This is a genomic window from Nocardia vinacea (assembly GCF_035920345.1).
Taxonomy (GTDB): domain Bacteria; phylum Actinomycetota; class Actinomycetes; order Mycobacteriales; family Mycobacteriaceae; genus Nocardia; species Nocardia vinacea_A.
In genome coordinates this window covers 4,688,048-4,714,459 of record NZ_CP109149.1, presented here as the reverse complement: position 1 = coordinate 4,714,459, position 26,412 = coordinate 4,688,048, and the positions used below count along the sequence as shown (strand labels likewise).

Below are 26,412 nucleotides of genomic sequence, written 5' to 3'. Positions count from 1 at the left end.
CGTGATGTCCGCCGGTTCCGGTCCCGCTTCGCGTCCTCGTACGGCCTCGCGCCGCACGCCGGACGCGGGTTTCGTGCTGGATGTCATCAGCCTGGGCCGTCGCCCCGGCACGATGAAAGAGCTGCATCGCGTGGTCACCACCGAAGAGCGGATCGGGCTGGACCTGATCGCCATTCCAGTGGGCGCCGAGGTGGAGCTCGATCTGCAGTTGCAGGCGGTGTCCGAAGGTGTGCTCGTCACCGGGACGGTCGCCGCGTCCACGGCAGGGGAGTGCTCGCGCTGCCTCGAACCGTTCACCGGCACGGCGGAGATTCGGCTCACGGAACTGTTCGCCTATCCGGACAGCGCCACCGAGCAGACCACCGAGGACGATGAGATCTACCGCATCGTGGACGACACGATCGACCTGGAAACGGTGATCACGGACCAGATCGGCCTGGAGTTGCCGCTGCAGCCGCTGTGCACTCCGGACTGCGCGGGCCTGTGCCCGGAATGCGGTGTCCGGATGGCGATTGCGGGTTCCGACCATGGGCATGAGATACTTGACCCTCGCTGGGCCGGGTTGGCGAAGTTCGCCGCTGAGTCGCCCGGCAATGGCAGCCCCGATTCGGGTGCAACCAACACAGACCATTAAGACCGAGACAGTGCTGCCGTACCGGCAAGCAATAGGACAAGAGGAGAAGTAGTCGTGGCCGTTCCCAAGCGCCGGATGTCCCGTTCCAACACCAGGTCGCGGCGCAGCCAGTGGAAGGCCACCGCGCCGACCCTGATCACGTGCCCGAACCGCGCCTGCGGCGAGAAGACGCTGCCGCATATCGCGTGCCCCTCCTGCGGCACCTACAAGGGCCGCCAGGTCACCGCTGCTGTCTGATCGTTCGACCTGTCGTATCGACGTGACCGCCAGTAAGGACGAATCCGGCGCGTCCGGTGAACATGCGAGCCTGCTCGCGGCGCTCGGCGTCGACTTGCGGGCCGATCTGCTGCGGCTAGCGTTGACGCACCGGTCGTACGCATACGAGAACGGCGGGCTGCCGACCAACGAGCGTCTGGAATTCCTCGGCGACTCGGTCCTCGGCCTGAGCATCACCGAGCGGCTCTACCACGAGCACCCGGACAAGTCCGAGGGCGAACTGGCCAAGCTGCGGGCGAGCGTGGTGAATATGCACGCGCTCGCCGAGGTGGCGCGCGGGCTCGGCGCGGGCGGGCTCGGCGTGCACCTGCTGCTCGGTAAGGGCGAAGAGCTCACCGGCGGCCGGGATAAGCCGAGCATTCTCGCCGATGGCATGGAGTCGCTGCTCGGCGCGGTCCATCTCGAGCACGGTATCGATGTCGCGCGCGAGGTGGTGCTGCGGCTGTTCGCCGACCTGCTCGAGCGCGGACCGCGGATGGGCGCCGGACTGGACTGGAAGACCAGCCTGCAGGAGCTCACCGCCGAACGTGGCCTCGGCGTACCCAGCTACGAGATCACCTCGACAGGTCCCGACCACGACAAGGAATTCACCGCGACCACCGTGATCGGCGGTCGTCCGTACGGTCAGGGCATCGGCCGCTCCAAGAAGGAAGCCGAGCAGAAGGCCGCGGGCGCCGCCTATCGGGCGCTGACCGACAGTATCTGATTTGCGGCGCCTGCGGCACCGCGAACGGCGCTCGTAAGACTCGCGCGTGGTCGATAGGAGTGCTGATGCCCGAACTTCCCGAGGTCGAGGTCGTCCGGCGCGGACTCGCCGCACATGTTGTCGGGCGGGTGGTCGAATCCGTGACGGTGAGCCATCCCAGGTCGGTGCGCCGCCATCTCGAAGGTGCGGACGATCTGACGGCTCGGATGAAGGGTCTGCGAGTTGGCGCCGCCGAGCGGCGCGGCAAATATCTGTGGCTCACCTTCGACGATCCGGACACCTCGTTGGTCGTCCATCTCGGCATGAGCGGGCAGATGTTGGTGCAGCCGGCCGATGCTCCGGTGGAGAAGCACGCGCATATCCTCGCGACCCTCGACGACGGTGCGCAATTGCGCTTCGTCGATCAGCGCACGTTCGGCGGCTGGGCGCTCGCACCGTTGGTCGAGGTCGACGGGACTCTGGTGCCCCAACCTGTCGCCCATATCGCCCGGGATCCGCTGGACCCGCGCTACGACCCGGAGGTCGTGGTGTCTGCGGTGCGTGCCAAACAGACCGAGATCAAGCGGGTGCTGCTGGATCAGACCGTGATCTCCGGCGTCGGCAATATCTATGCCGACGAATCTTTGTGGCGGGCGAAGATCCATGGCAACCGGGTCGCGTCCGGGCTGACCAGACCCGCCGTGCGCACTCTGCTCACCGAGGTCGGCGCGGTGATGGGGGAGGCGCTCGCGGCCGGTGGCACTTCGTTCGATGCGTTGTATGTCAACGTCAACGGCCAATCCGGCTACTTCGAACGCTCGCTCGCGGTCTACGGTCGCGAGGACGAACCGTGCCGTCGCTGCGGTGCACCCATTCTGCGGGAGAAGTTCATGAATCGTTCTTCCTACTCCTGCCCGCGCTGCCAACCGAAGGCCCGTCGCCGATTCCCCTAGCGACTGCTTGCAGGTAGCTCGAAAAAAATCGGCGTCGGCGAGCTACCGTTCTTCTAGGCGGCTCGGGAGCCGACCGGCTGCGGAGGAAGGACTTATGCGCAAGCTCACCTACTACGTCGCTTCGACTATCGACGGGTTCATCGCCACCGAGGAGGGGTCGGTCGACTTCTTCCCGGTCGGTGGCGATCACGGCCCGGCGATCACCGCGCAGTACCCCGAGACCCTGCCGACGAAGGTGCGGGAGGCCCTCGGCATCGATAAGCGCAACCGTTACTTCGACACGGTGCTGATGGGTCGTAAGACCCACGACTTCGGCGTGCGGACCGGAACGTCCAGCCCGTATTCGCATCTGCGTCAATTCGTCGCATCGACGACGCTGCCGGAGAGTCCGGATCCTTCGGTGGAGCTGATCTCGGCCGATCCGCTCGCCACGGTGCGAGAGTTGAAGCGGGACAACGGGCTCGGGATCTGGCTGTGCGGCGGCGGGGAATTGGCGCAGGAGTTGCTGCCGGAGATCGATCAGATCTTCCTGAAGCTGTACCCGGTCGTACTCGGCCGTGGCCGCCCGCTGTTCGGTTCCGGTTCGCGCCTGCCCGAGGCGGCCCGCTTCCGGGTGATCACCAGCCGGGTGTTCGAGGACGGCGTCGCCTTCGTGAAGTACAGCCGGATTCGATAACCGCTGTGGCGGAAGACGATTCGATCGTCGCTCCGGATCCGGGGAACGCTCCGGGGCCGGTGGAGGCGCTGCGCGAGATCGGCTTCTGGCTGGAACGCGCACGGGCGCAAACACATCGGGTGAAGGCGTACCGGCGGGCCGCCGATATCGTTGACCAGCTGTCCGAGGACGAGCAAGCGACCCATCGCGCTGCGCACAGCTGGCAAGAACTCGCGGGGATCGGGCCGAAGACCGCCGCCGTCATCGAACAGGCGTATTCCGGTGCGGTACCGGAGTATTTGAGCGAACTCCGCAAGGCCGCGCAGCCCATCGGGGCACCTGGCAAACCCATGCGGGCTCAGTTGCGCGGCGATCTGCACACCCACTCCGACTGGTCCGACGGCGGCAGTCCGATCGCGGAGATGATGGGCATCGCGGCCGCGCTCGGCCACGAATACTGTGCGCTGACCGATCATTCGCCGCGGTTGACGGTCGCCAACGGGCTTTCGGCGGACCGGTTGCGGCGGCAGTTGGATGTGGTCGCGGAGCTGAACGAACGAGTGGCGCCGTTCCGGATTCTCACCGGGATCGAGGTGGACATCCTCGATGACGGGACCCTGGATCAGCGGAGCGATCTGCTCGCCGAACTCGATATCGTTGTGGCCAGCGTACATTCGCACCTGCGCGCCGACAGCGAGGCGATGACCAAACGCATGGTGTACGCGGTGGCGAATCCGAACGTGGATGTGCTGGGCCACTGCACCGGCAGACTGATCGCGGGGCAGCGGGGTCTGCGGCCGGAGTCGACGTTCGATGCCGAGCTCGTCTTCGAGGCGTGCCGGAGTTACGGCACGGCGGTGGAGATCAACAGCCGTCCCGAACGGCTCGATCCGCCGTCGCGACTGCTGCGGATGGCGGTCGAGATGGGATGCTATTTCTCGATCGACACCGATGCGCATGCCCCTGGTCAGTTGGACTGGCTGGGTTACGGCTGCGAGCGCGCTGTCGCGAACGATGTTGTGGCGGAACGGGTTATCAACACCTGGCCAGCCGAGAAGCTGCTGGCCTGGACCAAATCAGCAGCCGGGGACGTGGTTTGATCGTCGCTTCAGCACGAGCGGGCCGACCTGTTCGGAGGCGATTTCGGCTGTTTCGGCGGCAGCTGCTGACCGCCCGGTTAACTGTTGCCGAACACTCGTGCGGGATCTGGGAGGATGCCCGATGACGTTCGAGAATGGTTGACACACAGATCTCTTGGGGGTGGCGGCGCCGGTGGGTGGTTTTCCGATCGAAATCGTGCTCGCACTCATCGGTATCGCGGTGCCGATCGTCGCGTTCCTATGGGAGTTCGTCTTCGTCGGACGCAAGGAACTCGGCTATCGGGTGCAGATGGATACGCCGGTCACCGGTGAGATCGAATCGGTCTTTCCCGGTGTCCTGCCGCAGCTGCGGCCCGCGCACGAAGGTGTCAGTCCGCCACTGAAGGATCTGTCGGTGGTGCTGGTCCGCATCGAAAACAGCGGTGCGACACCGATCGACACACACGACTACCAGGCGCCCGAGGCGGGACAGGTCGGCCTGCATCTGAACTTTTCGCGGCGCCGGGTCATCGGCATGGCGGTGACCGAGCTGAGCGACGAGGGCCTGGCCGATTCGCTGGGGCGCGATTCGGGTATCGCGGTTCGCGAGGATACGGACGGACATATCGGTGCCATCGACCTGCCGAGGGTGCCGCTCAATCGCGGTGATCACTACAAGATCCTGGCTATTCTGCAACGTTCGGAGGGCACGGGGGAGTATCCGGCTCCGGTGCTGAGCGGCGGCCTCAAGGGTGGGCGGATCATCGAAACCCAGAGCCGCACCGGCATTTCGCGAGTGATGGTGGCGCTCACGGCCTTTCTGGTCGTGGTGATCGTCATCCAGCTCATGGTCTCTGCGCTGGCGCCCGATCCGACGCCATTGGATTGTGCCGCGGGCAAACTCACGGTGGTCGGTTCATCGGCCTTCGAACCGGTCATTCGCGATGCGGCCGCGCAGTACGGGAAGCGCTGCACCGGAGCGGAATTCACCTTCGGCTTCGAGGGCACCGAACGCGGCCTCGACCGGCTCGCCGAGGAGGGCAAGGACGATCCCGATCTGCTCACGATCAGCGACGGCCCGAAAGGTGATGGCTACCAAACGCTGCTGGACCGTCCGCTGGCGCTGTCGCTGTTCACCATGATCGTGCACAAGGATGTCGGCGTCATCAACCTTTCTGTCGCACAGATCCAGGATCTGTATCAGGGCCGCATCACCAACTGGCGCGATGTCGGCGGTGCCGACCTGCCCGTCGTACTGGTCAATCGGATACCGGGATCGGGCACCCGAAATACGTTGGAGCGCAGGGTACTCGGAGGTCCACACCCCGATCGGCCGCATGTCAGCTGTGTCGCGATCAAGGATGGCGCGCCCGCGACGGCCAGATATTGCGATGTGCAGGTCACCAAGGATATGCAGAAGGCTGTCGGCGACATCCCGGGCGCGATCGGCTACAGCGAGTTCTCCGAGGCGGTGAAGGCGGGAGCCACGACCCTCACCATCAATGGCGTAACACCGGGTCGCGACGCCGCCGTCAACCGCAGCTATCCGTTTTGGGGCGTCGAATACGCCTACAGCTTCGGCGAACTCGCCGGCGATTCGCTCGGCGCGAGCTTCCTGCACTTCCTGACCGATCTGACCGGTAAGGATGTGCTGCGCGAGCATGGCAACGAGCCGTGCGGTGAGCTACCCGATCGGGCCCGCTGCCTGCCGTCTTCGTGACGTTGTCACAGATTCGGCGGCTATCTCGTCCTACTCGGGTAAGCGATTTCGAGAGAGGACGACCAATGTCACGCATGCAACTGGCCGAGGTGGCGCCCGAGATCTACAAGGCCTGGTATGCCGCAGAACAGGCTATTCGCCGCGGGCCACTGGATTCGACGGTGCGCGAGCTGGTGAAGATCCGCGTTTCCCAGATGAACGGCTGCCTGTTCTGCATCGATATGCACACCACCGACGCGCGCATGGCGGGCGAGACCGAACAGCGGATCTACTACCTCAATGCCTGGCGCGAGTCGGTGAAGTTCACCGAGGCCGAACGAGCCGCCCTCGCCTACGCGGAGGCGGTCACCAGCCTCGGTGAACACGGTGTCAGCGATGAGATCTGGGCCGAGGTGGAGAAGAACTTCGAGGAGGGCGCGCGGGCCGGTCTGGTCGCGGTCACCGCGATGATCAACCTGTGGAATCGGATCGGGGTGCCGCTGCGCATGCAGCCCGCTGCGGCGGCCGAGTCGTGAGTCAGTCGTCCGAGGGCATGATCGGTCTGCTGAAGTAGTCCTCGACTGGGACCGGACCGGTGTAGCGTCGGCAACCGCACTGCACCCATACGGGCCCGGCGTACGTCTTGCGGACCAGCTCGGCATGGCAGGTGCCCGCCTCCGGATCGTGCAGCGCCAGGTCGTGGCCACAGCCGCACCGGGCAACCGCGGCTCCAGCGGGCGAGCGCCTGCCGAACCGCCCGACGGCCCAGCCGACACCGGCGATTCCGGCCCCGACGGCAAGAGTGATAGGATCGAACATACGCATATTATATGTATGCGTATAACGGCACGGTAGGGCGATCAAATATCGGATTCGTTTGCTCGCTTCACCTATCTCGGAACCGTCAAAAGTCGGGTAAGCCCCCTTGATATCAAGGGCGGATAATAGGCCATTTCATCCCAAATGCTGAGATTTCACACCGACTGCGTGGTTTGAACAACCAGAAATAAGGTACGTCTGTGTGCGGCCCCCCTGTTCATGCCAATCGGCGTGACCAGGCCAACCAAGCCTTCATGGACGGCGGTGCAGGCACCAGTCTCCACCTCCGCCGCGGCGGCCAACACGTTCGGCGCCCAGCGCACCGAAGTGCTGGGTGGATGTGCACAAGGTTGTCCCTGGAAGGATGGTCATGAGCGCAGGTCTGATCGCGCCGAATTCGGCGCCCATTGCCGCTTCGGATTTGCTGTCTACCGATCACGTCGGCGAACGATTCCGCATTGCGATGGTTGTTCCGCCCTACTTCGACGTACCGCCGAAGGCCTATGGCGGAGTCGAGGCCGTAGTCGCCGATTTGGTCGACGCATTGGTCGCACGCGGGCACGACGTGACATTGTTCGGCGCCGGCGAACCCGGCACCACGGCGAAATTCGTTCCGGTGTGGGATCGCGCATTACCCGAACGGCTCGGCGAGCCGTTTCCCGAGGTCGTGCACGCTCTGAAGGTGCGAAGGGCGATCGAACAGGTCGCCGCCACCTCCGGCTTGGATCTGGTGCACGACCACACCTTTGCCGGACCACTGAATGCCCCGGCGTATATGGGCTTGGGTTTACCAACAGTGGTGACCGTGCACGGGCCGGTCGACGAGGGCGACTGCTATCACTACTACCGCGAATTGGGCCAGGAAGTATCGCTGGTCGCCATCAGTGATCGGCAGCGCGAATTGGCGCCCGATCTGAATTGGGCTGGTCGCGTACACAATGCGCTGCATGTCGACCAGTGGCCGTACCAAACCGAAAAAGGCGACTACGCACTGTTTCTCGGCCGTTTCACCGCAACCAAGGGGACGCATCTGGCAGTGGAAGCCGCGCACGAGGCCGGTATTCCCTTGGTGCTCGCGGGTAAGTGCAGTGAAGCCCCTGAGCGGGCGTATTTCGAAAAAAAGGTGCGCCCACTGATCACCGAGCGGGATCACCTTTTCGGAATGGCGGATGCCTCGGCCAAGCGCAAACTGCTCGCGGGTGCGCGCTGCCTGCTGTTCCCGATCGACTGGGAGGAGCCGTTCGGCATGGTGATGATCGAGGCCATGGTCTGCGGCACACCGGTGGTCGCACTGCGCGGCGGTGCGGTTGCCGAGGTCATCGTCGACGGTGTGACCGGCCGGATCTGTGACGATCCCGCCGAGTTGCCCGCCGCGATCGCCGAGGTGAGCACGTACGATCCGGCCGCGTGCCGTGCGCACGTCGAGGCGAACTTCGGCGCGGGCACGCTCGGGCGCGGCTATGAGCAGGTCTATCACCAGCTCCTGCGTTCGCGGCGCCATGCGCGCGCGGCACTGCTGCTCGACGAGACGGTGCCGGTCCGTATTCCCGCCAGCGAACGAGTATGACCGCAGACGCCGGCGCCGCGTCGAATCCCGCACCGCTGAATTCCGGTGAGCCGACCGGTCTCGGCGGTTGCGGTAATTCGGTGACCTTGGTCGAGGGCGGTACCTTCTGCCTGTCGAATCGGCTCGGCGATGTCGAACCGGGACATCCGCACGGGTTGTTCTTCCGCGACGCCCGCGTCATCTCCCGCTGGGAACTGCTGGTGGACGGCAAACCCGCCGAATCGCTGTCGGTGCTCAGCCCGGAGGCGTTCGCCGCCAGATTCGTGCTGCGCCGGCCACCGCAGGCCGGACAGGCCGACAGCAGCCTGCTGTTGGTGCGCGAACGCCTCATCGCCGATGGCATGCACGAGATTCTGACCCTGGAGAATATGGGCCGCGAGGCAACTGCGGTCACCTTGGAATTGCATGTCGACGCGGATTTCGTCGATCTGTTCGCGGTCAAGGAGGGCCGCGTCGCACACAGCCGGGCCGAGGTCACCGTGGCCGAAGGCGAGTTGCTGTTGCACGACCGCACCGATCGGATGCGCGGGCTCACGGTTTCGGCGACCGTCGAGCCCGCTGTTCTGCCCGGCACACTGCTCTGGCGGGTCGTCGTGCTACCCGGCGAACGCTGGCAGACCGAGATCGTGGCCCAGCCGACCCTCGGCAATCAGCGCGTCCAGGCACCGCTGGCGCCGGGAGAGCACCATGGGCTCAGCGCACCGAGCCGCAAGATGGCGGCATGGCGACACACCGCGACGAAGATCACTTCCGCGGATCCGGTGCTCACCCAAGTGCTTCGCCGCTCGGAAAGCGACTTGGGGGCGTTGCAGATTCACGACGAATCCGGCGAGGGTCGCCCGTTCGTGGCAGCGGGTGCGCCCTGGTTCATGACCCTGTTCGGTCGCGACAGTTTGCTCACCGCGTGGATGGCACTGCCTTTGGAAGTGGATCTCGCGCTGGGCACACTGCAGCAACTGGCCGAATCGCAAGGGCAGCGCATCGATCCGCTCACCGAGGAGGAGCCGGGGCGGATCATGCACGAGATGCGGCGCGGCCCCGCGAGCGGGCATGTACTCGGCGGCAGTACCTATTACGGAACCGCCGATGCCACACCGCTTTTCATCATGTTGCTGGCGGAATGTCATCGATGGGGTGCGGATTCGGAGGTGATCAGGGAACTGCTGCCCGCCGCCGACGCCGCGGTGCGGTGGATCACTGATTACGGCGATCGTGACGGTGACGGCTTCGTCGAATACCGCCGTGCCACCGATCGCGGCCTGATCAATCAGGGTTGGAAGGACAGTTTCGACGGAATCAACGACGCCGCAGGACATCTCGCGGAGGCGCCGATCGCGCTGTGCGAGGTGCAAGGCTATGCGTATGCCGCATTGCTGTCCCGGGCGGAGTTGGCCGAGGCCTTCGACGATCAGCGTGCGGCGACCCGGCTGCGTGAGCGGGCCGCCGAACTGCGCGGCAAATTCGCCGAACAGTTCTGGCTTCCGCAGCAGGGGTGGTACGCGGTCGCACTCGACGGCGGCAAACGGCAAGTCGATGCACTGACAAGCAATGTGGCGCACTGTCTTTGGACCGGCATCGCCAGTGACGAGCACGCCGCCGAAATGGTCAGGCGGCTCTCCGGTCCCGAAATGGACACCGGCTTCGGGCTGCGCACCCTCGCCTCGTCGATGGGCGCCTACAACCCGATGAGCTATCACTGCGGATCGGTTTGGCCGCACGATACCGCGATCGCCGTCGCGGGCCTGCTGCGCTACCGGCAGGTGCCGGGCGCGGTCGAGCTCGCCACCCGGCTGGCGGGTGGATTACTCGATGCGGCGGCATCTTTCGGTGGTCGGCTGCCCGAGCTGTTCTGCGGATTTCCGCGCGATCAGTTCGCGGTTCCGGTCCCGTATCCCACCTCCTGTTCACCGCAGGCCTGGGCCAGCGCGGCACCGCTATTGCTGGTGCGCTCGTTCCTCGGACTGGATCCCGCCGCGCCGTCGCGCACGCTCACTGTCAGACCGCAACTGCCGCCGCAGTGGGGCACGGTCACGCTGAGCGATCTGCGATTGGGTTCGGCGACCGTGGATCTCGAGGCGGCGGGCGATCAGGTCACCACGGTGCGGCTGCCCGATGATTGGCAGATCCTGCGATGAACGGCGCCGGATCGGGTAATCCACCACCAATGTAAGGACATTGGTTCGCTTCTCCACTGAATACCAACAGGCTGGAGGTGCACAATGCAGACATCACTGGATCGCCGGGATCTGTGGAGCACTCAGCACCGTGATTGCAGTGCCGAGCCGATGGATCTCGATCTGGACCTGGCGCGTTTCATCTGCAGTACGCATGCGGGTCATGGTCCGGACTGCCACCAGTATCTCGCCGCGTCGGCGTATTGCTTCGCCTGCGTCGAGGACAACTGAACGAATCGGCCGAGCGCCCATTCCCGTTCGGGAACGAGCGCTCGGTTCGCTAGCCGCGGAACGGATACCGTTTGTCGAGATCGAGATTCAGCTCGACCACATTCACACGCGGCTCACCGAGGAAGCCGAGGGTCCTGCCGTCGGTGTGCGCGTCGACGAGCTGCCGCACCTGATCCTCGGAGATATTGCGGGCCTTGGTGATTCGCGCGACCTGAATGGCCGCGTACTGCGGTGAGATATGCGGGTCCAGACCACTGCCGCTGGCGGTGACCGCATCGGTCGGCACCGGTGTGTCGGTCGAGGCAGCGCCGATGATCGGGACGATCCGGCCGATCGAGTAGTCCTCGCCCGGCTTCGCGCATTCGACCTGGATTCCGTTGTAGGTGGACAGGAACGGCTTCGCAGGGCACGCCTCGTTGACGCTCACGACCAGCACCGGATGCGCAACCTCGCCATCGGCGTCGCGTGGTCCGATCACCGAAAGCACCGCGCCGACACCGTCCTTGGTGCAGAACGGACGGCTGCCGTCGACCCCCTCGCGGTCGCCGACCGCCTTGCTGCGCGCGCACACGGTCGACAGCAGGCTCAACTCCACCTTCGCCGGATCGGCGTCGAGCGTGTCGACGATGCTCTCCGGGCCGAGGTTGGACGCCGCGGTGGACAGCGGGTCGTAGCCGTCGCCCGCCGCCGACGGACGGCTCTGGAAGTACTGCACCAGCGCCTTGCCGTCCTTATCGGTGAACGACTGCCCGATCAGGCTGGAACCGACGGCCTTGCCGTCCACCGTGATCAGCGACCCGTCCGCCTTATCGTGCAGGCCAGGAATCTGGGCGACCACGAAAACCGCGACGGGATAGCCGATTCCGGTGATCGCTGTGAGCACCAGCAACGCACGCAACGCGGCCAGATGCTGCCGGATCCAAGTTGACATACGCATATCAGGACATCCCGGGGAGGAGTTGGACGACGAGGTCGATCAGTTTGATGCCGATGAACGGTGCGACGATGCCGCCGAGACCGTAGATCGTCAGGTTGCGGCTCAACAGCTTCGACGCATTGCTCGGCCGGTAGTGCACACCGCGCAGCGCCAGCGGGATCAGCGCGATGATGACCAGCGCGTTGAAGATGACCGCCGATAGGATTGCCGACTGTGGACTGGCCAGCCGCATGATGTTCAGCAGGTCGAGGCCCGGAAACAGCGCGACGAACAGCGCGGGAATGATCGCGAAGTACTTGGCGATGTCATTGGCGATCGAGAAGGTGGTCAGCGCACCGCGGGTGATGAGCAGCTGTTTGCCGATCTCCACGATTTCGATGAGCTTGGTCGGATCCGAATCCAGATCGACCATATTTCCGGCTTCCTTGGCTGCCGAGGTGCCGGTGTTCATCGCGACGCCCACATCGGCCTGGGCGAGGGCCGGAGCGTCATTGGTGCCGTCACCGGTCATCGCGACCAGGCGTCCGCCGCCCTGCTCCTGCTTGATCAGCGCCAGTTTGTCCTCGGGCGTCGCCTCGGCGAGGAAGTCGTCGACACCGGCCTCATCGGCAATCGCCTTGGCGGTCAACGGGTTATCGCCGGTGATCATCACCGTGCGGATGCCCATCCGGCGCATTTCGTCGAAACGCTCCCGCATGCCTTGCTTCACAACGTCTTTCAGGTGAATGACGCCGAGCAGCCGGGCCTTACCGTCGTTGACCTCGCCGACGACCAGCGGTGTGCCGCCGGATGCGGAGATCCCGTCGACGATCACGCCGATACCGCCGGGTACGTCCCCACCTTGTGCGCGAACCCATTCGGTGACGGCGCTTGCGGCACCCTTGCGCAGCTGGTGCCCGTCCTGCAGATTCACACCCGACATGCGGGTCTGGGCGGTGAATTCCACCCACGTCGCACCGGTCAGCTCACCCGGGGTGCGTTCGCGCTTGTTGAACGCCTGCTTGGCGTAGACCACGATGGAGCGCCCCTCGGGGGTTTCGTCGGCGAGGCTGGAAAGCTGTGCGGCATCGGCCAATTCGTCATCGGGAATGCCGGGCATCGGTACGAAATCCGAGGCCTGCCGGTTACCCAGAGTGATGGTGCCGGTCTTGTCCAGCAGCAGGGTGTTCACGTCACCGGCGGCCTCGACCGCACGGCCGGACATGGCCAGCACATTGCGTTGCACCAAGCGGTCCATGCCCGCGATGCCGATGGCCGACAGCAGCGCGCCGATGGTGGTCGGAATCAGGCACACCAGCAGCGAAACCATCACAATGCCGGTGACACCGTGCACGTCCAGCGCCGAAGTATCAGCCACCCCGGGACTGTTCGACTTCGAGAAGATCGCCATCGGCTGCAGTGTCGCAACCGCGAAGACGAAGATGATGGTCAGCGCGGCGAGCAGGATATTCAGCGCGATCTCGTTCGGCGTCTTCTGCCGCGACGCGCCCTCGACGAGCGCGATCATCTTGTCGATGAAGCTCGCACCCGGCTCCTGGGTGATCTTGACGATGATCCGATCGGACAGCACGGTGGTACCCCCGGTGACCGCCGAGCGGTCGCCGCCGGACTCCCGAATGACCGGCGCGGATTCGCCGGTAATGGCCGATTCATCCACCGAAGCAATGCCTTCCACGACATCGCCGTCGCCCGGAATCACCTGGCCCGCCTCGACAATGACGTAATCGCCGCGCCGCAGCGCCGGAGCCCCGACGCTCTCCTCGACGATCCGCGCACCAGGCGACCAGTCGACCAGACGCCGAGCCATGGTGTCGGTCTTGGCTTTCCGCAGCGTATCGGCTTGCGCCTTACCGCGTCCCTCGGCGACCGCCTCGGCCAGATTGGCGAATATGACGGTGAGCCAGAGCCATACGACGATCGCCCACGCGAAGAACGTCGGATCGGCCGGCGCCAGCACCGTCGACCAGACCGCGCCGATCTCGACGATGAGCATCACCGGATTGCGCCACATGGTGCGCGGGTCCAGCTTTCGCACCGCGTCCGGAATGGAGGTCAGCAGCATCTTCGGATCGAGCACACCCTTGCGGACGCCACGTTTGTGCTGGACCGGTTCGGCTGTCGTAGTGGACATATCAGTGGATTCCTTCGGCGAGCGGCCCGAGTGCGAGTGCGGGCAGGAAGGTCAGCGCGACCAGGATCACCGTCACGCCGACGACCATGCCGACGAACAGCGGCCGGTGCGTCGGCAGCGTGCCGATCGATTCGGGGGTCTGACCCTGGTGGGCCAGCGAACCGGCGAGGGCCAGTACGAAAATGATCGGCAGGAAGCGGCCGAACACCATGGCCAGGCCCAGCGCGGTGTTGTACCACTCGGTATTGCCGGACAGCCCGGCGAAGGCGGAACCGTTGTTGTTCGCCGCGGATGTGAAGGCGTACAACACTTCCGAGAGCCCATGTGGTCCGGAGTTGAGCATGCCCGCGCGCTGCCCCGGCATGGCCATCGCGGCGGCCGTACCCACCAGCACGATCAGCGGGCTGATCAGGAAATATGAGGCGGCGAGCTTGATTTCGTGTGGCGTGATCTTCTTGCCCAGATATTCCGGTGTGCGACCGACCATCAGACCCGCGACGAAGACGGTGATCACCGCGAGGATGAGCATGCCGTACAGACCTGAGCCGGTACCGCCCGGCGCGACCTCACCGAGCTGCATATTGAACATCGTCATCAGGCCGCCGAGGCTGGTGTAGGAATCGTGGAACGAATCCACCGCACCGGTGGAGGTCAGCGTGGTCGCGGTGGCGAAGGTCGCGGAATCGGCCACGCCGAAACGGGTTTCGACACCCTCGAGCGATGCGCCGATCGCGGTCGGCACCGTGCCGTGGTGCTGCAGTTGGAAGAGGTTCTGCAAGGTGACGCTGATCAGCGCGATCGTGCCCATTACCGCGACGATCGCGTAGCCCTGCTTCTTACTGCCGACCATGCGACCGAAGGTGCGCGGCAGCGAGAAGCTGATCACCAGCAGCAGGAAGATTTCGACCCAGTTGGTCCAGGTCGTCGGATTCTCGATGGGGTGCGCGGAGTTCGCGTTGTAGAAGCCGCCACCGTTGGTGCCGAGTTCCTTGATCACCTCCTGGCTGGCCACCGGCCCGCCGGTAATGGTCTGCTCGCTGCCGTTCAGCGTCTGCGCGACCTGATCGTGCAGGTGGAAGTTCTGGATCGCGCCACCGGCGACGAGGATGATCGCGAAGACGAAGGCCAGCGGCAGCAGGATGCGAATGGTGCCGCGCACCAGATCCACCCAGAAGTTGCCCAGATCGCCGGTATGCCTGCGCGCGAAGCCGCGCACCAGCGCGACCGCCACCGCGATGCCGACGGCCGCGGAGACGAAGTTCTGCACTGCGAGCCCGGCCATCTGCACCAGGTGACCCTGGGTCGACTCACCGGAGTAGTTCTGCCAGTTCGTATTCGTCACGAAGCTGACCGCGGTATTCCAAGCCAGCGCCGGGGTCATCTCGGTCGCCGGATCGTGCAGATGCAGTGGCAGCTTGCCCTGGATCAGCTGAAGGAAGAACAAGAACAGAATGCTGACCGCGGAGAACGCCAGCACACTGCGGGCGTAGACGCCCCAGGTCTGTTCGACCTCGGGTTGCACACCGATGGCCTTGTAGACGACCCGCTCCGCGCGGGAGTGCTTCTCGGCGTTGTACACCCGGAACATGTAGTCGCCGAGCGGCACATGCACCAGGGCCAGCGCGATGACCAGGGATGCGATGAACGCGATCCCCGCGGTGGTCGTGTTCAACTAGAACCTCTCGGGGAAGAGCAGCGCCGCCACCAGGTAGACGGCGATGAGGACGGCGAGGACCAGACCGATCAGGTTCGCGATCACAGCTTTTCCACCCCACGCTGGATCAGGCCCAGTAGCGCGAAGATCGCCACGGTGAGCACCGTGAACACCACGACAGACATTTACCCAACCTCCATTGGCGCTCCAGGTACGGCGCGCGACATGGCGAGTCAAGCGGTCATTCGAGCTGGTGCGGAGCTTGTTTACGAGTTCTTGGCGGCCCATTGACGAGCATTGACGCTTCGTTTACGGGTACGGCTCGGGCGCTGAGCGAAAGGATGCCGTCAAGGTAGGGGGTCAACCCGTCAACACACCGTAAAGATCCAGATAGGCGGCCGATACGGGAGTAGAAATTCATCGACCGGCCATGCGGGGGATGCCAGCGCGACCGGGGTCCTATTGGTCGGTGAAAGGATCGTCATGTCGGCTGTCACGGTCGCGGTGCTCATCGGATTCGTCTGTTGCGCGCTGATCATTCGCGCGCTGTCGATAATGGGGCAGCGGCAGGATTCGGAGATCGCGACAGAACGGGTACGGATCTTCGGCGACACACCGTATCGCGCGATGATGGACGAGTGAAACGCGGGCAACTGCGCATCTACCTCGGTGCGGCACCGGGGGTCGGCAAGACCTACGCCATGTTGGGCGAGGCCCATCGCCGACTCGAACGCGGCCGCGACGTGGTAGCTGCGGTAGTGGAGACACACGGCCGCGCCAAGACCGCGGAACTGCTCGCGGGCATCGATCGGATTCCGCCGCGCATGGTGGCGTATCGCGGGACCACGCTGCCTGAACTCGATGTGGAAGCGGTGCTGCGCCGCGTACCGGCCGTGGTGCTGGTCGACGAGCTCGCGCACACCAACGCGCCGGGTAGCAAACATGGCAAGCGCTGGCAGGACGTCGAGGATTTGCTGGCCGCGGGCATCGACGTGATCTCGACGGTCAATGTGCAGCATCTCGAGAGCCTCAACGATGTCGTCGAGCAGATCACCGGCATCCAGCAGAAGGAAACCGTGCCCGACGCCGTGGTGCGCAGCGCAGACCAGGTCGAACTGGTCGATATCACGCCGGAGGCGTTGCGGCGCAGGCTTTCTCACGGAAACGTATACGCCGCTGACAAAGTCGACGCGGCGCTGCGCAACTACTTCCGGCCAGGCAATCTCACCGCCCTGCGCGAATTGGCGCTGCTGTGGCTGGCCGACCAGGTCGATGCCGCACTGGCGAAATACCGGGCCGACCACAAGATCACCGAGCTGTGGGAGGCGCGCGAACGCGTGGTTGTCGCGGTGACCGGTGGTCCCGAATCGGAGACCGTGGTGCGCCGGGCCAGCCGCATCGCCACCAAATCCAGCGCCGACCTGGTCTTGCTGCACGTGGTGCGCGGCGACGGACTTGCCGGGGTATCGACGGAACGGCTGACCCGGCTGCGGGAATTCGCCGCGAGTCTGGATGCCGCGCTGCATACCGTCACCGGTGACGATGTGCCGAATACGCTGCTGGAATTCGCCCGCGAGGTGAATGCGACCCAGTTGGTGCTCGGCACGTCCCGGCGCTCACGCTGGGCGCGCATGCTCGACGAGGGCATCGGCTCCGCCGTCGTGCAGGCATCCGGCAAGATCGATGTACACATGGTCACGCACGAGGAGGCCAACCGTGGGCTGCGCCGCTATTCGCTGATGCCGCGCCAGCCGATCCGAGCATGGCTCGCGGCGGTGCTGGTTCCGGTGGTGGTCTCGGCCGTCTGCTCCGCCTTCCTGGACGGATATCTGCAGCTCGGCGGGCTCAGCGCGGTGTTCTTCATCGGCGTCGTCGCCGTGGCGTTGCTCGGTGGCGTTGTGCCTGCGGCGCTTTCGGCGCTGCTGTCGGGCATGCTGTTGAACTGGTTCTTCGTCGATCCGCGCTACAGCCTGACCATTGCCGAACCGGACAGCTTCGTCACGGTGGTGGTGTTGCTGATCGTCGCGGTGGCGGTCGCGGCGCTGGTGGATGTGGCCGCCAAACAGACCAGGCAGGCGCGCCGGGCCTCCCAGCAGGCCGAATTGCTGACCCTGTTCGCCGGTGCTGTGCTGCACGGTGCGGATCTGCCCAAGCTGCTGGAACAGGTGCGCGAGACCTACGGGCTGCGCGCGGTCAGCATGCAGTTCGGCGACGAGGTGATCGCTGCGGTCGGCACGAGTCCGCCGCAGCGAGCGTCCGAGGCCGAGACCGCGATTCAGGCGGGCGATGCGACGAGCTGGCTGCTGCTGGCCGGACGTCCCCTCGCCACGACCGACCGTCCGGTGCTCAACGCCGTCGCCAATCAGGCCGCGGGGCTGGTCCGCCAGTCCCGGCTGGCCGAGGAGGCCAGCGCCGCCGCGGCCCTGCTCGAGGCCGACCGGTTGCGCCGGGCGCTGCTGTCCGCGGTGAGCCATGATCTGCGCACGCCGCTGGCCGGTGCCAAGGCCGCGGTTTCCAGCCTGCGCAGTGACGACATCGAGTTCTCGCCCGAGGACACGGTCGAATTGCTGGAAACCATCGAGGAATCGGTGGATCAGCTGACCGCACTGGTCGGCAATCTGCTCGACTCGTCGCGGCTGGCGGTCGGTGTGGTGCAGCCGCAGTTCCGTCGGGTGTATATGGACGAGGTCGTGCACCAGGCGCTGGTGAGCGTCGGGATGGGCGCGCGCGGGCTGCGGCGCGCGGCAATGGATCGGGTGAAGGTGGAGGTCGGCGAGGTCTCGGTGCGTGCGGACAGCGGCCTGCTCGAGCGGGTGCTGGCCAATCTGATCGATAACGCACTGAGGCATTCGACGCGCGATACGCCCGTGCGGGTCACCGCGGAACACGACGGCGATCGGGTGTCGATCGCCGTGGTCGACGTCGGTCCCGGTGTGCCACCGGGCACCGAGGAGCAATTATTCGAGCCGTTCCAGCGGCTCGGCGATCGCGACAACACCACGGGTGTCGGGCTCGGCCTGTCGGTGGTGCGCGGTTTCGTCGAGGCGATGGGCGGCACCGTGCACGCCGAACCGACACCGGGCGGAGGATTGACGATGATCGTGGACCTGCCTGCCGATGAAACCGAGGTGAGCAGCCGATGATGAGCACATTGACACCGCGGACCGCACAGGAAGTCGTGATGACCGACAAGAAGCAGGAAGCACCGTCGACCAAGGTGCTCGTGGTCGATGACGAACCGCAGATCGTCCGCGCACTGCGCATCAATTTGTCGGTGCGCGGCTACGAGGTGATTACCGCGGGCACCGGCGCGGCGGCATTGCGCGCGGCGGCCGATAAACATCCCGATGTGGTCATCCTGGATCTGGGCCTGCCCGATATGGACGGCATCGAGGTGCTGGCCGGACTGCGCGGCTGGACCGCCGCCCCGGTGATCGTGCTCTCGGCGCGCACCGATTCGACCGACAAGGTGGAGGCGCTGGACGCGGGCGCGGACGATTATGTCACCAAGCCGTTCGGCATGGATGAGCTGCTGGCCAGGCTGCGGGCGGCGGTCCGGCGTGGCGCGACCGATACCGATGCCTCCGATCCGGTGGTGGTGACGTCCTCGTTCACCGTCGACCTCAGCGCGAAGAAGGTCACCAAGAACGGTGAAACGGTGCACCTGACCCCGACCGAGTGGGGCATGCTCGAGATGCTGGTGCGCAATCGCGGCAAACTCGTCGGGCGGCGCGAACTGCTGCGTGAGGTGTGGGGGCCGTCGTACGCCACCGAAACGCATTATCTGCGGGTGTATCTCGCGCAGTTGCGGCGCAAGCTCGAGATCGATCCCTCGAATCCGAAGCATCTGCTGACCGAGGCCGGAATGGGGTACCGCTTCCAGGAGTGATGTCTCGGAGATCACCGGTTGAGGTGGCCATTCGCGGAAGGGCTCGCGGTCGCGCGGCGTTGGCGGGGGTGAGAGTTCCGTTTCGAGAATGGCAGGATCGTGACCATGGCTGACCAGACCACCGCATCCGCGACCACCACCGCCGCCGCGACCGAGCCGACCGCACTGTGGGTCGAGCGCACCGGGACCAGGGCGTACACCGGCCGCAGCTCGCGCGGGGCCGAGGTATTGATCGCATCGCAGGGCGTACCCGGGGCCTTCACCCCGGGTGAGCTGCTGAAGATCGCCCTGGCGGGCTGCTCCGGACTGAGCGCGGACTTCCCGCTCTCGCGCAAGCTCGGCGACGCCTTCGACGCGACCATCCGCGTCTCCGGCGACGCCGACCGCGAGAACGAGGTGTACCCGCAGCTCGACGAGGTATTCGAGCTGGACCTCAGCGAATTGGACGAGGAGGCCCGCGAGCGACTGCTGGTCACTGTGCAGCGCGCCATCGACAAGGTCTGCACCGTCGGCCGGACGCTGAAGGCCGGCACCAAGGTCACGCTGACATTCGATATCGACGCCATCGACGCGTGATGCCGGAATCGGTTCGGCTCAGCGCCTGGGTGCACGGCTACGTGCAGGGCGTCGGCTTCCGCTGGTGGACGCGCTCGCGGGCGCTGGCGCTCGGACTGGTCGGACATGCCACCAATGCCCGTGACGGTCGGGTGCATGTGGTGGCCGAAGGTCCGCGACCCGCCTGCGAAATGTTGCTGGATCTTCTGCGTTCTGGAGATACTCCTGGTCGGGTCGACCTTGTTGTGGAAAGCTGGGAGCCCGCGCGGGGAGATTTGTCCGGATTCGAGGAGCGGTAGTGGTTTCGACGGCCGAGGGATGTGATTGTTGAGTACCGGGGGTCCGGGCGCGGGCGATAACGCGGATCAGCACGGGGCCGATCCAGCGTCGGGTGCGCGCGGTGCCGACGCCGCTGGATCGCGGTCGGGTGCACCGGAATCCGGCCCGGGTACTTCCGCACCAGATCACGCCGCTGGGCCGCCGCCCGCCGGGGCGGAACAAGCCCCGCCGGAATCAGGACCGGGGACGGGCGAGTCCAGCGCCGCTCCCGGCGACGCGGGCTTCGAATCCGAGCCGCCGCAACCGGTTCCACCGGGCACCGAGCCCCGTCGGTTCGGAACGCCACCGCGCGCGGGCAGCGTCCAGCGCCAAGAGCCCGGTGTCACCCAGCCACGCCCGCCAACGGTGGCCGAGGCGCGGGCGCGCGACAAGGCACGTAAGCGCGCCGAGGATGCGCAGCGGGCCGCCACCGCCGCCGCCGAGCACAAAAAGCGCACCCGCAAGCGTGTGCTCATCGGCGGAGTCGCCATCGTAGGTGTCGCGGGTCTGGTCGGCGGCGGTTACCTCGCCTATCGGGCACTCACCAAACCCGATCAGGTGACCGCGTATTGCACCGTGATCGATCAGAACGGTCAGGAGGTCGTCGCAGCCGACGACCAGTGCCAGACCGCCTCGACCGCCGTCGGATCCGGCACGACGGGGGCGTACACCGGCAGCAATGGGATCTTCATCTACAACGGGACGCAATACCGCTATTACTACGGCGGCAACAACACCGTCGGCAAACCGCCGACCGGCGGAACCACGGTGCAGCCCAAGGGCGCTCAGATCTCGACCAAGAGCGGCAGCACCGTTACCCGCGGCGGTCTCGGGACCAGTAGCAAGAGCAGCGGGGGTTCGTAATGCGGCGCGTGCGCGGTACGCCGCGGCCCGGCTGGCAGCAGATCATCGAGGGCCAAGGGCTGGTCTACGGCTCACCCGGCCGTGACGCAAGCGGTCTGCCCCGGCCGTACTGGGATGAATCGGTGCATTACGAGTTCGAGATGTCGGAGATCCTCGCGCTGGAGGCCGATGTCGAACTGCTGCATTCGATGTGTCTGAATGCCGTCGAGCATGTGGTGCTCACCGAGCGGTACAAGGATTTCGGTCTGCCCGAATGGAGTTGGGGGCCGATCGCGGAATCCTGGAAGCGCAATGACCCGTACGTCTACGGGCGCTTCGATCTGCGCTATGACGCGCGCCGTCCGGCGAAACTGTTGGAGTACAACGCCGATACGCCGACCTCACTGCTGGAGGCGGCGATTGTGCAGTGGCACTGGCTCACCGCGCTCTATCCCGACGGCGATCAGTGGAATTCCCTGCACGAGAAGCTGGTCGAGCGCTGGACCGAGCTGCGCGACATCCTGCCCTCGGCGCAATTGCATTTCACCTGGTCCGGTGCGGATGCAACCGGCGAGGACAATGTCACCACCGCGTATATGCAGGAGACCGCGGCCGAGGCCGGGTTCGACACCATCGCGCTACCGATCGAGGAGGTCGGATTCGACAGTGAGCTGGAGCGTTTCGTCGATCTGGCCGAGGGTTCGATCGATGCGATCTTCAAGCTCTATCCGTGGGAGTGGGTGCTCGACGACGATTTCGGTAAGCGCGTGGTCGCGAGCCTGCCACAGACCATGTGGGTCGAGCCGCTGTGGAAGACCCTGCTGAGCAATAAGGCGATCCTCGCGATCCTGTGGGAGATGTATCCCGGGCATCCGAATCTATTGCCCGCCTACCTCGATCAGCCCAATGAGCTCACCGAATACATTCGCAAGCCGAAGCTCGGGCGCGAGGGCGCGAATATGACCATCGTCGGCGCCGGCCTGGAGACGGCCACCGGCGGGGTCTACGGCGAAGAGGGTTTTGTCTACCAATTGCTCGACCCGCTACCGGAATTCGACGATATGCGCCCGGTCCTCGGCGCCTGGATCGTCGGCGACAACGCGGCTGGACTCGGGATTCGTGAAACCGCCGGATTGATCACCGACGACGGCTCGGCCTTTGTCCCGCACCGCATTACGCAGTAACTACGCGACCTCACCTCGGAAGGATCACGATGACCGCAGTTGCCCTCGAATCGGGTTACTGGAACTCGCTCGGCACCGGCGTTGGAGCCATCGTTCTCTACGCCATTGTCGGCTTGGCCCTCATGCTCGTCGGCTTCTACGCCATCGATCTGACCACACCCGGTAAGCTGCGCGCGCTGGTCGCCGCGGGTAAACCCAATGCCATCATCGTCACGGCCGCGGGCATGGTCAGCATGGCCTTGATCGTGGTGTTGGCGACCTATGCCTCGGCGGGCAAACTCTCCGAGGGGCTCATCGCCGCTAGCGTCTACGGTTTGGTCGGCATCATCGCGCAGGTGATCTCGGTGCGAGTTATCGAGCGCGCACTCGGCATCGATATCGGCGCGGCGCTGGAATCCGATGTCTATACCACCGAGGTTCTCGTGGTGGCCGCAGCGCATTTCGCGCTCGGTCTGGTTGTCGCCTTTGCCATTCTGTAGTCCTCGGGTGCGGTCGCGCCCGAACGTCGGCCGAGGCGGCTTCAGCAACTGATGTCGCTCTGGGGCGGCGTTGTATCCGATGATCGGCTCAGCGGTGTCCGGGGAATCAGTTGTCGTAGGAGGCGACTCCGACGGGCCCGACGCCGAGGCAGAGGTCGAGTCCTGCTGTGCGGGGGCTGATTCGGAGATGGGATCCGCTGCCGACGACGCGGATGTAGACGGTATTCACACCCTTGCGGACCGGCGCGGCCACGGGCTCGCCGTGTTCGAAGGAGACGGTGATCCGTCCGTCTTCGTTGGCGAGGTAGTTGAGTTGTGCGGTCCATTCGTGTTCGAGCATCGGACCGTCGAGCGGAATATCGGTCGGCTGCGGACCGCGGATTCGATAGCCACAGTTGGGCTCTGGCCCGGACAGGATGCTGCGGTTCCACCAAACGGCCGCCTCGACGATCTCACCGGTGTCGGTAATCATCCGCAAGTGCGGAGTCGAGTCGCCAAAGGTTGTCGGCTTCGTGAGTGGTGCGAGCACGCGACTGGTCAGGTTCTGCGGATATGCCGTCGGATTCAACACATTCCACGGCACCTCCTGCTCTAACAGCGGCACCCCATCGGAATCCGCCAATGCCGACTTCACATTCGTGACATACGTTTTCGTCGGGTTGACCCGCCAAGACTGCACAAAAGACGCGGTGGTCCAAAGACTGCTCACCAGAAAGGCCGCACTCGATACGGCCGTGATCCGCGAGCCGGGAAGTAATCCGTACGAGCCCGGAAGCAACGCCGGAGCATGGTCGCGCGGTCTAGCACGCAAGATCAGCGCACCCGCTGCGGTCAACACCACAGCGATATCGGCGAAATAGCGCAGGGACTGCATCAGTTCGGCGGCGGTGTTCGGTCCGCTGCGGGCCAACGCGACCGGCAGTTGGGCGACGAGTACGTACGCTGCCGCCGTCAGCCACACCGACCCCACACGAAGCCGGGCACGCAGCGACAGCAGCACCAGCGCGCACAATGCGACCCACGCCGACACCACCGCCCAGCTGGGCGGATCCGCCCATGGCGTCGATGGCAACCAGCGCTCCCAACTCCACGGTCCGCCGAACAGTGTCGGCACAATCCCCAACGACGTTGCGCCGGGCAGCAAGTCACGCAATTCCGCCGGACTGGTGTGCACCGCCGAAACATCCACCACCGTCAGATATCCGGCCAGCCAACCGACGATCACCACCCCGGATCCACCCCACAGCGCCGCCCCACGTCTCGCCACCACCCGCATCGCGGATCCCGGACCATCGACGTGCCGAGCGAGGACCGCGACAGCGAATGCCACGAACGGAACGATCACCGATTTCTCGAAGAAGAGCAGCCCGACCCCCAGCGCCACGACCCCCGATACCGCATACCGCCGCTGCCCCGTCTCGACCAGCCGCACCGCATCACCGATCACCCACGCGAGCGCGAATTGCAGCGGCAGCGCATTGAGCGCGGCGGCCCACCATACGTATGCCGGAAGCGTCAGCGGACAGAACAGATAGAACCCCAGCGGCACAAGAATCACCCACCGCACCCCGACAACCACCACCAGCATCCGCAGCACCGCCACCGACGCCGCCAGTTGCAGCAGCAGCAACGACACCACCGGCCCGGCCCACGTCAGCGGCGCAACCGCGGTCACCACCCAGGCCGTAGCGAATGCCAGCGGCATGAAATGTCCATCGTGGTTGTACAGCAGCAGATCCGTGGACCACAGCGAATGGCTACCCACCCGCCCCACCAAGATGAGGTCGTCCCAGTAGAAAAACCCACTCCCCGCCACCCAGCACCGGATCACCAACTGCACCAGCACGAGACACGACGCCACAACGAGAACAGCCCGCGCCGTTCCCTGCATCCGGGCAGGCGCGACATCGGCGCGCTCCAGCACGGCGACGGTGTCCATGGCACCCCACCGTAGTGTCACCTGCGAGCTCCCGCCGCAACCGGAGAGCGCAACGGGCGAGGTTCGGTTACGCGCCCAGGGCTCGGGCCAGGTGGGGCCAGGAATCGTGTAGGTCGGTTTCGAACTGGCCCCAGGTGTGTGAGCCTTCGGGGCGGTTGACATGGATGGCGGGGAGTCCGAGCTCGCCGAGCCGGTCGGCGAACGCATCCGTGCACGAGCTGGCGATGGCCTCGACCGGCGGGAAGCCCAGTCCGCCTTCATCTATCGCGCCGGGCGTGCCGGTGGCGGCGGATAGATAGATCGTCTTACCCGCCAACGCACCCGCATTGGCGAACGCGTCGTGCCTGCGCCAGATCCCTTGGCCCAGCTCACCCCACATATTCACCGGGTTGGCCCCACCGCGGATGACCTGCGCGCTGACCATCGCCACCCCGAGCGCATCCGACGTCCACGGACATCCGCTGTAGGCCGCCACCGCGCTGTACACATCGGGCGCCTGAATCGCCAGATCCACCGCCGACCCCGCGCTCATCGACACACCCGCGATCGCATTGCGGCCGGTGCTGCCGAGCCGGATATCGAGAACGGTCGGAAGTTCCCGCGAGAGGTACGTCTGCCACCGGTTGCGGCCGACCGCCGGGTCGTCGTTGAGCCAGTCGGTGTACAAGCTGTACGCGCCGCCGATCGGCATCACCACGTTGACATGTTTATCCGCGAAGAACTGCCGGACATCCGTATCGTCCCACCACGAGATGCCATCGGTGCCGCCACCGATTCCGGTGAGCAGGTACAGCGTCGGCGCGGGACCACCCGCGGCTCGAATCACCCTGTTGCTCACCACCCGATCCATCGCGGGAGAGTAGACGTCCACTTGCGAGACCGAACCGTCCAGCGGCGTCTCACCGACCACTTGCGGCGCCGCCGAGGCAGGGCGAACGGACAGGACAGAAATCGCGAAACTGGCCACTAGCACACTCACGAGCGAGGCCAAATGCCTTGAAGCCCTCACGATTCCGTTATACCACCAAAGATCGATTCGCAAACCCGGTGTGTACCAACATCATCGGCGTCCGCTACGGGGTGCACACCCATGCCGCAGCAAATTACGAGGCCGCGGCCGTAAAGAACGCGTCAGGTCGATCTTGGGTGTGCCGGGAAGTCGGGTCGGCGATGCTGTGTCGGTCGGAGTGCTGGATACCGTTGCGGTGCATCCAGCACTGATCCGAGTAGGACTGGATCGTCGGCGATGACGACACGTCAGTTGGTCTGACGCCCGAATCGGCCCGATTCGAAACCGGCCAGCATGCGGAAGGCCAGCACTGCACCCCAGGGGCCGATAACCCAGATCGGCCAAGGGTAGGTGAATTCTCCGACGCTGATCGAGATCACGGCCCAGATGGCGAGTACCAGCACGCTCACCCCGAGCCACGAGGTACCTTCGATCTGCTGCCAGATCGGGAAGCGGCTCATCGAATTCTTCTGTCCGGCAGACTCTTTCGGCAACTTCGGCAGATCTGAGAGCACCAGCTGCAGATCGTCGCGAACGCCGGTCTCATAGACGCGGGCGACGCGCTGATCGTATTCGGCAAGGTCGATCCGACCATCCGCCATATGCCTGCCGAGCAGGCGTACAACCTTCTCGCGCTCCGCATCGGAGGCCCGAGTACCAGGCGAGATTTCCATGTCCGGTTCCTAACGGCTAGATCCATAT

General features: G+C 65.3%; 27 protein-coding genes. 19 read left to right on the top strand and 8 right to left on the bottom strand.

Going from position 1 to position 26,412, the window contains the following annotated elements; all coding sequences use genetic code 11:
- The first annotated feature begins 4 nt into the window (after positions 1–4).
- From OIE68_RS21645 to OIE68_RS21610, 8 genes are all read left to right on the top strand, one after another.
- The gene (locus tag OIE68_RS21645) at positions 5–634 is read left to right on the top strand and encodes a DUF177 domain-containing protein (RefSeq protein WP_327101169.1); all 630 of its coding nucleotides are present in this window, start codon (positions 5–7) and stop codon (positions 632–634) included.
- Between the two features lie 54 nt (positions 635–688).
- Complete coding sequence (rpmF, locus tag OIE68_RS21640) at positions 689–871, top strand: 50S ribosomal protein L32 (RefSeq protein ID WP_014987105.1); 183 nt, start codon at positions 689–691, stop codon at positions 869–871.
- 22 nt (positions 872–893) lie between these two features.
- Positions 894–1,616: a ribonuclease III gene (gene rnc, locus OIE68_RS21635; RefSeq protein WP_327101168.1), complete on the top strand. Its 723-nt coding sequence runs from the start codon at positions 894–896 to the stop codon at positions 1,614–1,616.
- 65 nt (positions 1,617–1,681) lie between these two features.
- Complete coding sequence (gene mutM, locus OIE68_RS21630) at positions 1,682–2,548, top strand: bifunctional DNA-formamidopyrimidine glycosylase/DNA-(apurinic or apyrimidinic site) lyase (RefSeq protein ID WP_327101167.1); 867 nt, start codon at positions 1,682–1,684, stop codon at positions 2,546–2,548.
- A 94-nt stretch (positions 2,549–2,642) separates the two neighbouring features.
- Positions 2,643–3,224: a dihydrofolate reductase family protein gene (locus OIE68_RS21625; RefSeq protein WP_327101166.1), complete on the top strand. Its 582-nt coding sequence runs from the start codon at positions 2,643–2,645 to the stop codon at positions 3,222–3,224.
- 5 nt (positions 3,225–3,229) lie between these two features.
- Positions 3,230–4,303 carry a PHP domain-containing protein gene (locus OIE68_RS21620; RefSeq protein WP_327101165.1) on the top strand — a complete coding sequence of 358 codons (1,074 nt, stop codon included), beginning with the start codon at positions 3,230–3,232 and terminating at the stop codon, positions 4,301–4,303.
- Positions 4,304–4,475: 172 nt separating this feature from the next.
- Positions 4,476–6,002: a PstS family phosphate ABC transporter substrate-binding protein gene (locus OIE68_RS21615; protein WP_327101164.1), complete on the top strand. Its 1,527-nt coding sequence runs from the start codon at positions 4,476–4,478 to the stop codon at positions 6,000–6,002.
- A gap of 65 nt (positions 6,003–6,067) precedes the next feature.
- On the top strand, positions 6,068–6,517 hold the full coding sequence (locus tag OIE68_RS21610) for a carboxymuconolactone decarboxylase family protein (protein WP_327101163.1): 450 nt from the start codon (positions 6,068–6,070) through the stop codon (positions 6,515–6,517).
- Between the two features lies 1 nt (position 6,518).
- Here OIE68_RS21610 and OIE68_RS21605 read toward each other — a convergent pair whose 3' ends face one another.
- Positions 6,519–6,800, bottom strand: coding sequence for a hypothetical protein (locus OIE68_RS21605; RefSeq protein ID WP_327101162.1), 282 nt, complete (start codon positions 6,798–6,800; stop codon positions 6,519–6,521).
- Between the two features lie 370 nt (positions 6,801–7,170).
- Here OIE68_RS21605 and OIE68_RS21600 point away from each other — a divergent pair, with 370 nt between their 5' ends.
- The 3 genes from OIE68_RS21600 to OIE68_RS21590 all read left to right on the top strand — a co-directional run bounded on the left by OIE68_RS21600 (position 7,171) and on the right by OIE68_RS21590 (position 10,772).
- Positions 7,171–8,367, top strand: a complete 1,197-nt coding sequence (locus OIE68_RS21600; RefSeq protein WP_419150729.1) for a glycosyltransferase family 4 protein — start codon at positions 7,171–7,173, stop codon at positions 8,365–8,367.
- Positions 8,364–10,502: a glycogen debranching N-terminal domain-containing protein gene (locus OIE68_RS21595; RefSeq protein WP_327101161.1), complete on the top strand. Its 2,139-nt coding sequence runs from the start codon at positions 8,364–8,366 to the stop codon at positions 10,500–10,502. Before OIE68_RS21600 ends, OIE68_RS21595 begins: the two co-directional genes overlap by 4 nt.
- 84 nt (positions 10,503–10,586) lie before the next feature.
- A complete protein-coding gene (locus tag OIE68_RS21590; protein WP_040693417.1) occupies positions 10,587–10,772 on the top strand; it encodes a hypothetical protein in 186 nt (61 codons plus the stop codon).
- A 49-nt stretch (positions 10,773–10,821) separates the two neighbouring features.
- Here OIE68_RS21590 and OIE68_RS21585 read toward each other — a convergent pair whose 3' ends face one another.
- The 4 genes from OIE68_RS21585 to OIE68_RS21570 are packed head-to-tail and all read right to left on the bottom strand — an operon-like array spanning position 10,822 to position 15,782.
- Positions 10,822–11,709, bottom strand: coding sequence for a potassium-transporting ATPase subunit C (locus tag OIE68_RS21585; RefSeq protein WP_327101160.1), 888 nt, complete (start codon positions 11,707–11,709; stop codon positions 10,822–10,824).
- 1 nt (position 11,710) lies between these two features.
- Positions 11,711–13,840, bottom strand: a complete 2,130-nt coding sequence (gene kdpB, locus OIE68_RS21580) for a potassium-transporting ATPase subunit KdpB (protein WP_327101159.1) — start codon at positions 13,838–13,840, stop codon at positions 11,711–11,713.
- Position 13,841: 1 nt separating this feature from the next.
- Complete coding sequence (gene kdpA, locus OIE68_RS21575) at positions 13,842–15,512, bottom strand: potassium-transporting ATPase subunit KdpA (protein WP_327101158.1); 1,671 nt, start codon at positions 15,510–15,512, stop codon at positions 13,842–13,844.
- On the bottom strand, positions 15,513–15,782 hold the full coding sequence (locus tag OIE68_RS21570; RefSeq protein ID WP_327101157.1) for a potassium-transporting ATPase subunit F: 270 nt from the start codon (positions 15,780–15,782) through the stop codon (positions 15,513–15,515).
- Positions 15,783–15,977: 195 nt separating this feature from the next.
- Between OIE68_RS21570 and OIE68_RS21565 the strand changes: the two genes are divergently transcribed.
- The 8 genes from OIE68_RS21565 to OIE68_RS21530 all read left to right on the top strand — a co-directional run bounded on the left by OIE68_RS21565 (position 15,978) and on the right by OIE68_RS21530 (position 22,762).
- Positions 15,978–16,136, top strand: a complete 159-nt coding sequence (locus OIE68_RS21565; protein ID WP_327101156.1) for a hypothetical protein — start codon at positions 15,978–15,980, stop codon at positions 16,134–16,136.
- Positions 16,133–18,637: a sensor histidine kinase KdpD gene (locus OIE68_RS21560; protein ID WP_327101155.1), complete on the top strand. Its 2,505-nt coding sequence runs from the start codon at positions 16,133–16,135 to the stop codon at positions 18,635–18,637. Before OIE68_RS21565 ends, OIE68_RS21560 begins: the two co-directional genes overlap by 4 nt.
- A 38-nt stretch (positions 18,638–18,675) precedes the next feature.
- Positions 18,676–19,383 carry a response regulator gene (locus OIE68_RS21555; protein WP_040693437.1) on the top strand — a complete coding sequence of 236 codons (708 nt, stop codon included), beginning with the start codon at positions 18,676–18,678 and terminating at the stop codon, positions 19,381–19,383.
- Between the two features lie 105 nt (positions 19,384–19,488).
- Positions 19,489–19,959, top strand: a complete 471-nt coding sequence (locus tag OIE68_RS21550) for an OsmC family protein (protein WP_327101154.1) — start codon at positions 19,489–19,491, stop codon at positions 19,957–19,959.
- Positions 19,959–20,237, top strand: coding sequence for an acylphosphatase (locus OIE68_RS21545; protein WP_327101153.1), 279 nt, complete (start codon positions 19,959–19,961; stop codon positions 20,235–20,237). The genes OIE68_RS21550 and OIE68_RS21545 overlap by 1 nt, the downstream gene beginning before the upstream one ends.
- Positions 20,238–20,265: 28 nt before the next feature.
- Positions 20,266–21,120: a hypothetical protein gene (locus tag OIE68_RS21540; protein WP_327101152.1), complete on the top strand. Its 855-nt coding sequence runs from the start codon at positions 20,266–20,268 to the stop codon at positions 21,118–21,120.
- Positions 21,120–22,283: a glutathionylspermidine synthase family protein gene (locus OIE68_RS21535; protein ID WP_327101151.1), complete on the top strand. Its 1,164-nt coding sequence runs from the start codon at positions 21,120–21,122 to the stop codon at positions 22,281–22,283. Before OIE68_RS21540 ends, OIE68_RS21535 begins: the two co-directional genes overlap by 1 nt.
- Before the next feature lie 29 nt (positions 22,284–22,312).
- Positions 22,313–22,762 (top strand): DUF350 domain-containing protein, encoded by a 450-nt coding sequence (locus tag OIE68_RS21530; RefSeq protein ID WP_327101150.1) that lies wholly within the window; start codon positions 22,313–22,315, stop codon positions 22,760–22,762.
- A 106-nt stretch (positions 22,763–22,868) separates the two neighbouring features.
- Here the strand turns inward: OIE68_RS21530 and OIE68_RS21525 are convergent, their stop codons facing one another.
- The 3 genes from OIE68_RS21525 to OIE68_RS21515 all read right to left on the bottom strand — a co-directional run bounded on the left by OIE68_RS21525 (position 22,869) and on the right by OIE68_RS21515 (position 26,384).
- The gene (locus OIE68_RS21525) at positions 22,869–24,701 is read right to left on the bottom strand and encodes a hypothetical protein (RefSeq protein WP_327101149.1); all 1,833 of its coding nucleotides are present in this window, start codon (positions 24,699–24,701) and stop codon (positions 22,869–22,871) included.
- A gap of 67 nt (positions 24,702–24,768) precedes the next feature.
- The gene (locus OIE68_RS21520; protein ID WP_419150728.1) at positions 24,769–25,710 is read right to left on the bottom strand and encodes an alpha/beta hydrolase; all 942 of its coding nucleotides are present in this window, start codon (positions 25,708–25,710) and stop codon (positions 24,769–24,771) included.
- Between the two features lie 248 nt (positions 25,711–25,958).
- On the bottom strand, positions 25,959–26,384 hold the full coding sequence (locus tag OIE68_RS21515) for a DUF1707 domain-containing protein (protein WP_327101147.1): 426 nt from the start codon (positions 26,382–26,384) through the stop codon (positions 25,959–25,961).
- Between the last annotated feature and the right edge of the window lie 28 nt (positions 26,385–26,412).

What these genes read in the sequence shown, in the direction of transcription:
- OIE68_RS21555 (WP_040693437.1), top strand. Translation starts at nt 18,676, where the DNA reads ATGACCGACAAGAAGCAGGAAGCACCGTCGACCAAGGTGCTCGTGGTC.
- OIE68_RS21550 (WP_327101154.1), top strand. Translation starts at nt 19,489, where the DNA reads ATGGCTGACCAGACCACCGCATCCGCGACCACCACCGCCGCCGCGACC.
- OIE68_RS21610 (WP_327101163.1), top strand. Translation starts at nt 6,068, where the DNA reads ATGTCACGCATGCAACTGGCCGAGGTGGCGCCCGAGATCTACAAGGCC.
- OIE68_RS21530 (WP_327101150.1), top strand. Translation starts at nt 22,313, where the DNA reads ATGACCGCAGTTGCCCTCGAATCGGGTTACTGGAACTCGCTCGGCACC.
- OIE68_RS21605 (WP_327101162.1), bottom strand. Translation starts at nt 6,800, where the DNA reads ATGTTCGATCCTATCACTCTTGCCGTCGGGGCCGGAATCGCCGGTGTC.
- OIE68_RS21600 (WP_419150729.1), top strand. Translation starts at nt 7,171, where the DNA reads ATGAGCGCAGGTCTGATCGCGCCGAATTCGGCGCCCATTGCCGCTTCG.
- kdpB (WP_327101159.1), bottom strand. Translation starts at nt 13,840, where the DNA reads ATGTCCACTACGACAGCCGAACCGGTCCAGCACAAACGTGGCGTCCGC.
- OIE68_RS21590 (WP_040693417.1), top strand. Translation starts at nt 10,587, where the DNA reads ATGCAGACATCACTGGATCGCCGGGATCTGTGGAGCACTCAGCACCGT.
- OIE68_RS21595 (WP_327101161.1), top strand. Translation starts at nt 8,364, where the DNA reads ATGACCGCAGACGCCGGCGCCGCGTCGAATCCCGCACCGCTGAATTCC.
- OIE68_RS21525 (WP_327101149.1), bottom strand. Translation starts at nt 24,701, where the DNA reads ATGGACACCGTCGCCGTGCTGGAGCGCGCCGATGTCGCGCCTGCCCGG.
- OIE68_RS21570 (WP_327101157.1), bottom strand. Translation starts at nt 15,782, where the DNA reads ATGGGCCGCCAAGAACTCGTAAACAAGCTCCGCACCAGCTCGAATGAC.
- OIE68_RS21545 (WP_327101153.1), top strand. Translation starts at nt 19,959, where the DNA reads ATGCCGGAATCGGTTCGGCTCAGCGCCTGGGTGCACGGCTACGTGCAG.
- OIE68_RS21585 (WP_327101160.1), bottom strand. Translation starts at nt 11,709, where the DNA reads ATGCGTATGTCAACTTGGATCCGGCAGCATCTGGCCGCGTTGCGTGCG.
- OIE68_RS21565 (WP_327101156.1), top strand. Translation starts at nt 15,978, where the DNA reads ATGTCGGCTGTCACGGTCGCGGTGCTCATCGGATTCGTCTGTTGCGCG.
- OIE68_RS21625 (WP_327101166.1), top strand. Translation starts at nt 2,643, where the DNA reads ATGCGCAAGCTCACCTACTACGTCGCTTCGACTATCGACGGGTTCATC.
- mutM (WP_327101167.1), top strand. Translation starts at nt 1,682, where the DNA reads ATGCCCGAACTTCCCGAGGTCGAGGTCGTCCGGCGCGGACTCGCCGCA.
- OIE68_RS21535 (WP_327101151.1), top strand. Translation starts at nt 21,120, where the DNA reads ATGCGGCGCGTGCGCGGTACGCCGCGGCCCGGCTGGCAGCAGATCATC.
- OIE68_RS21515 (WP_327101147.1), bottom strand. Translation starts at nt 26,384, where the DNA reads ATGGAAATCTCGCCTGGTACTCGGGCCTCCGATGCGGAGCGCGAGAAG.
- OIE68_RS21645 (WP_327101169.1), top strand. Translation starts at nt 5, where the DNA reads ATGTCCGCCGGTTCCGGTCCCGCTTCGCGTCCTCGTACGGCCTCGCGC.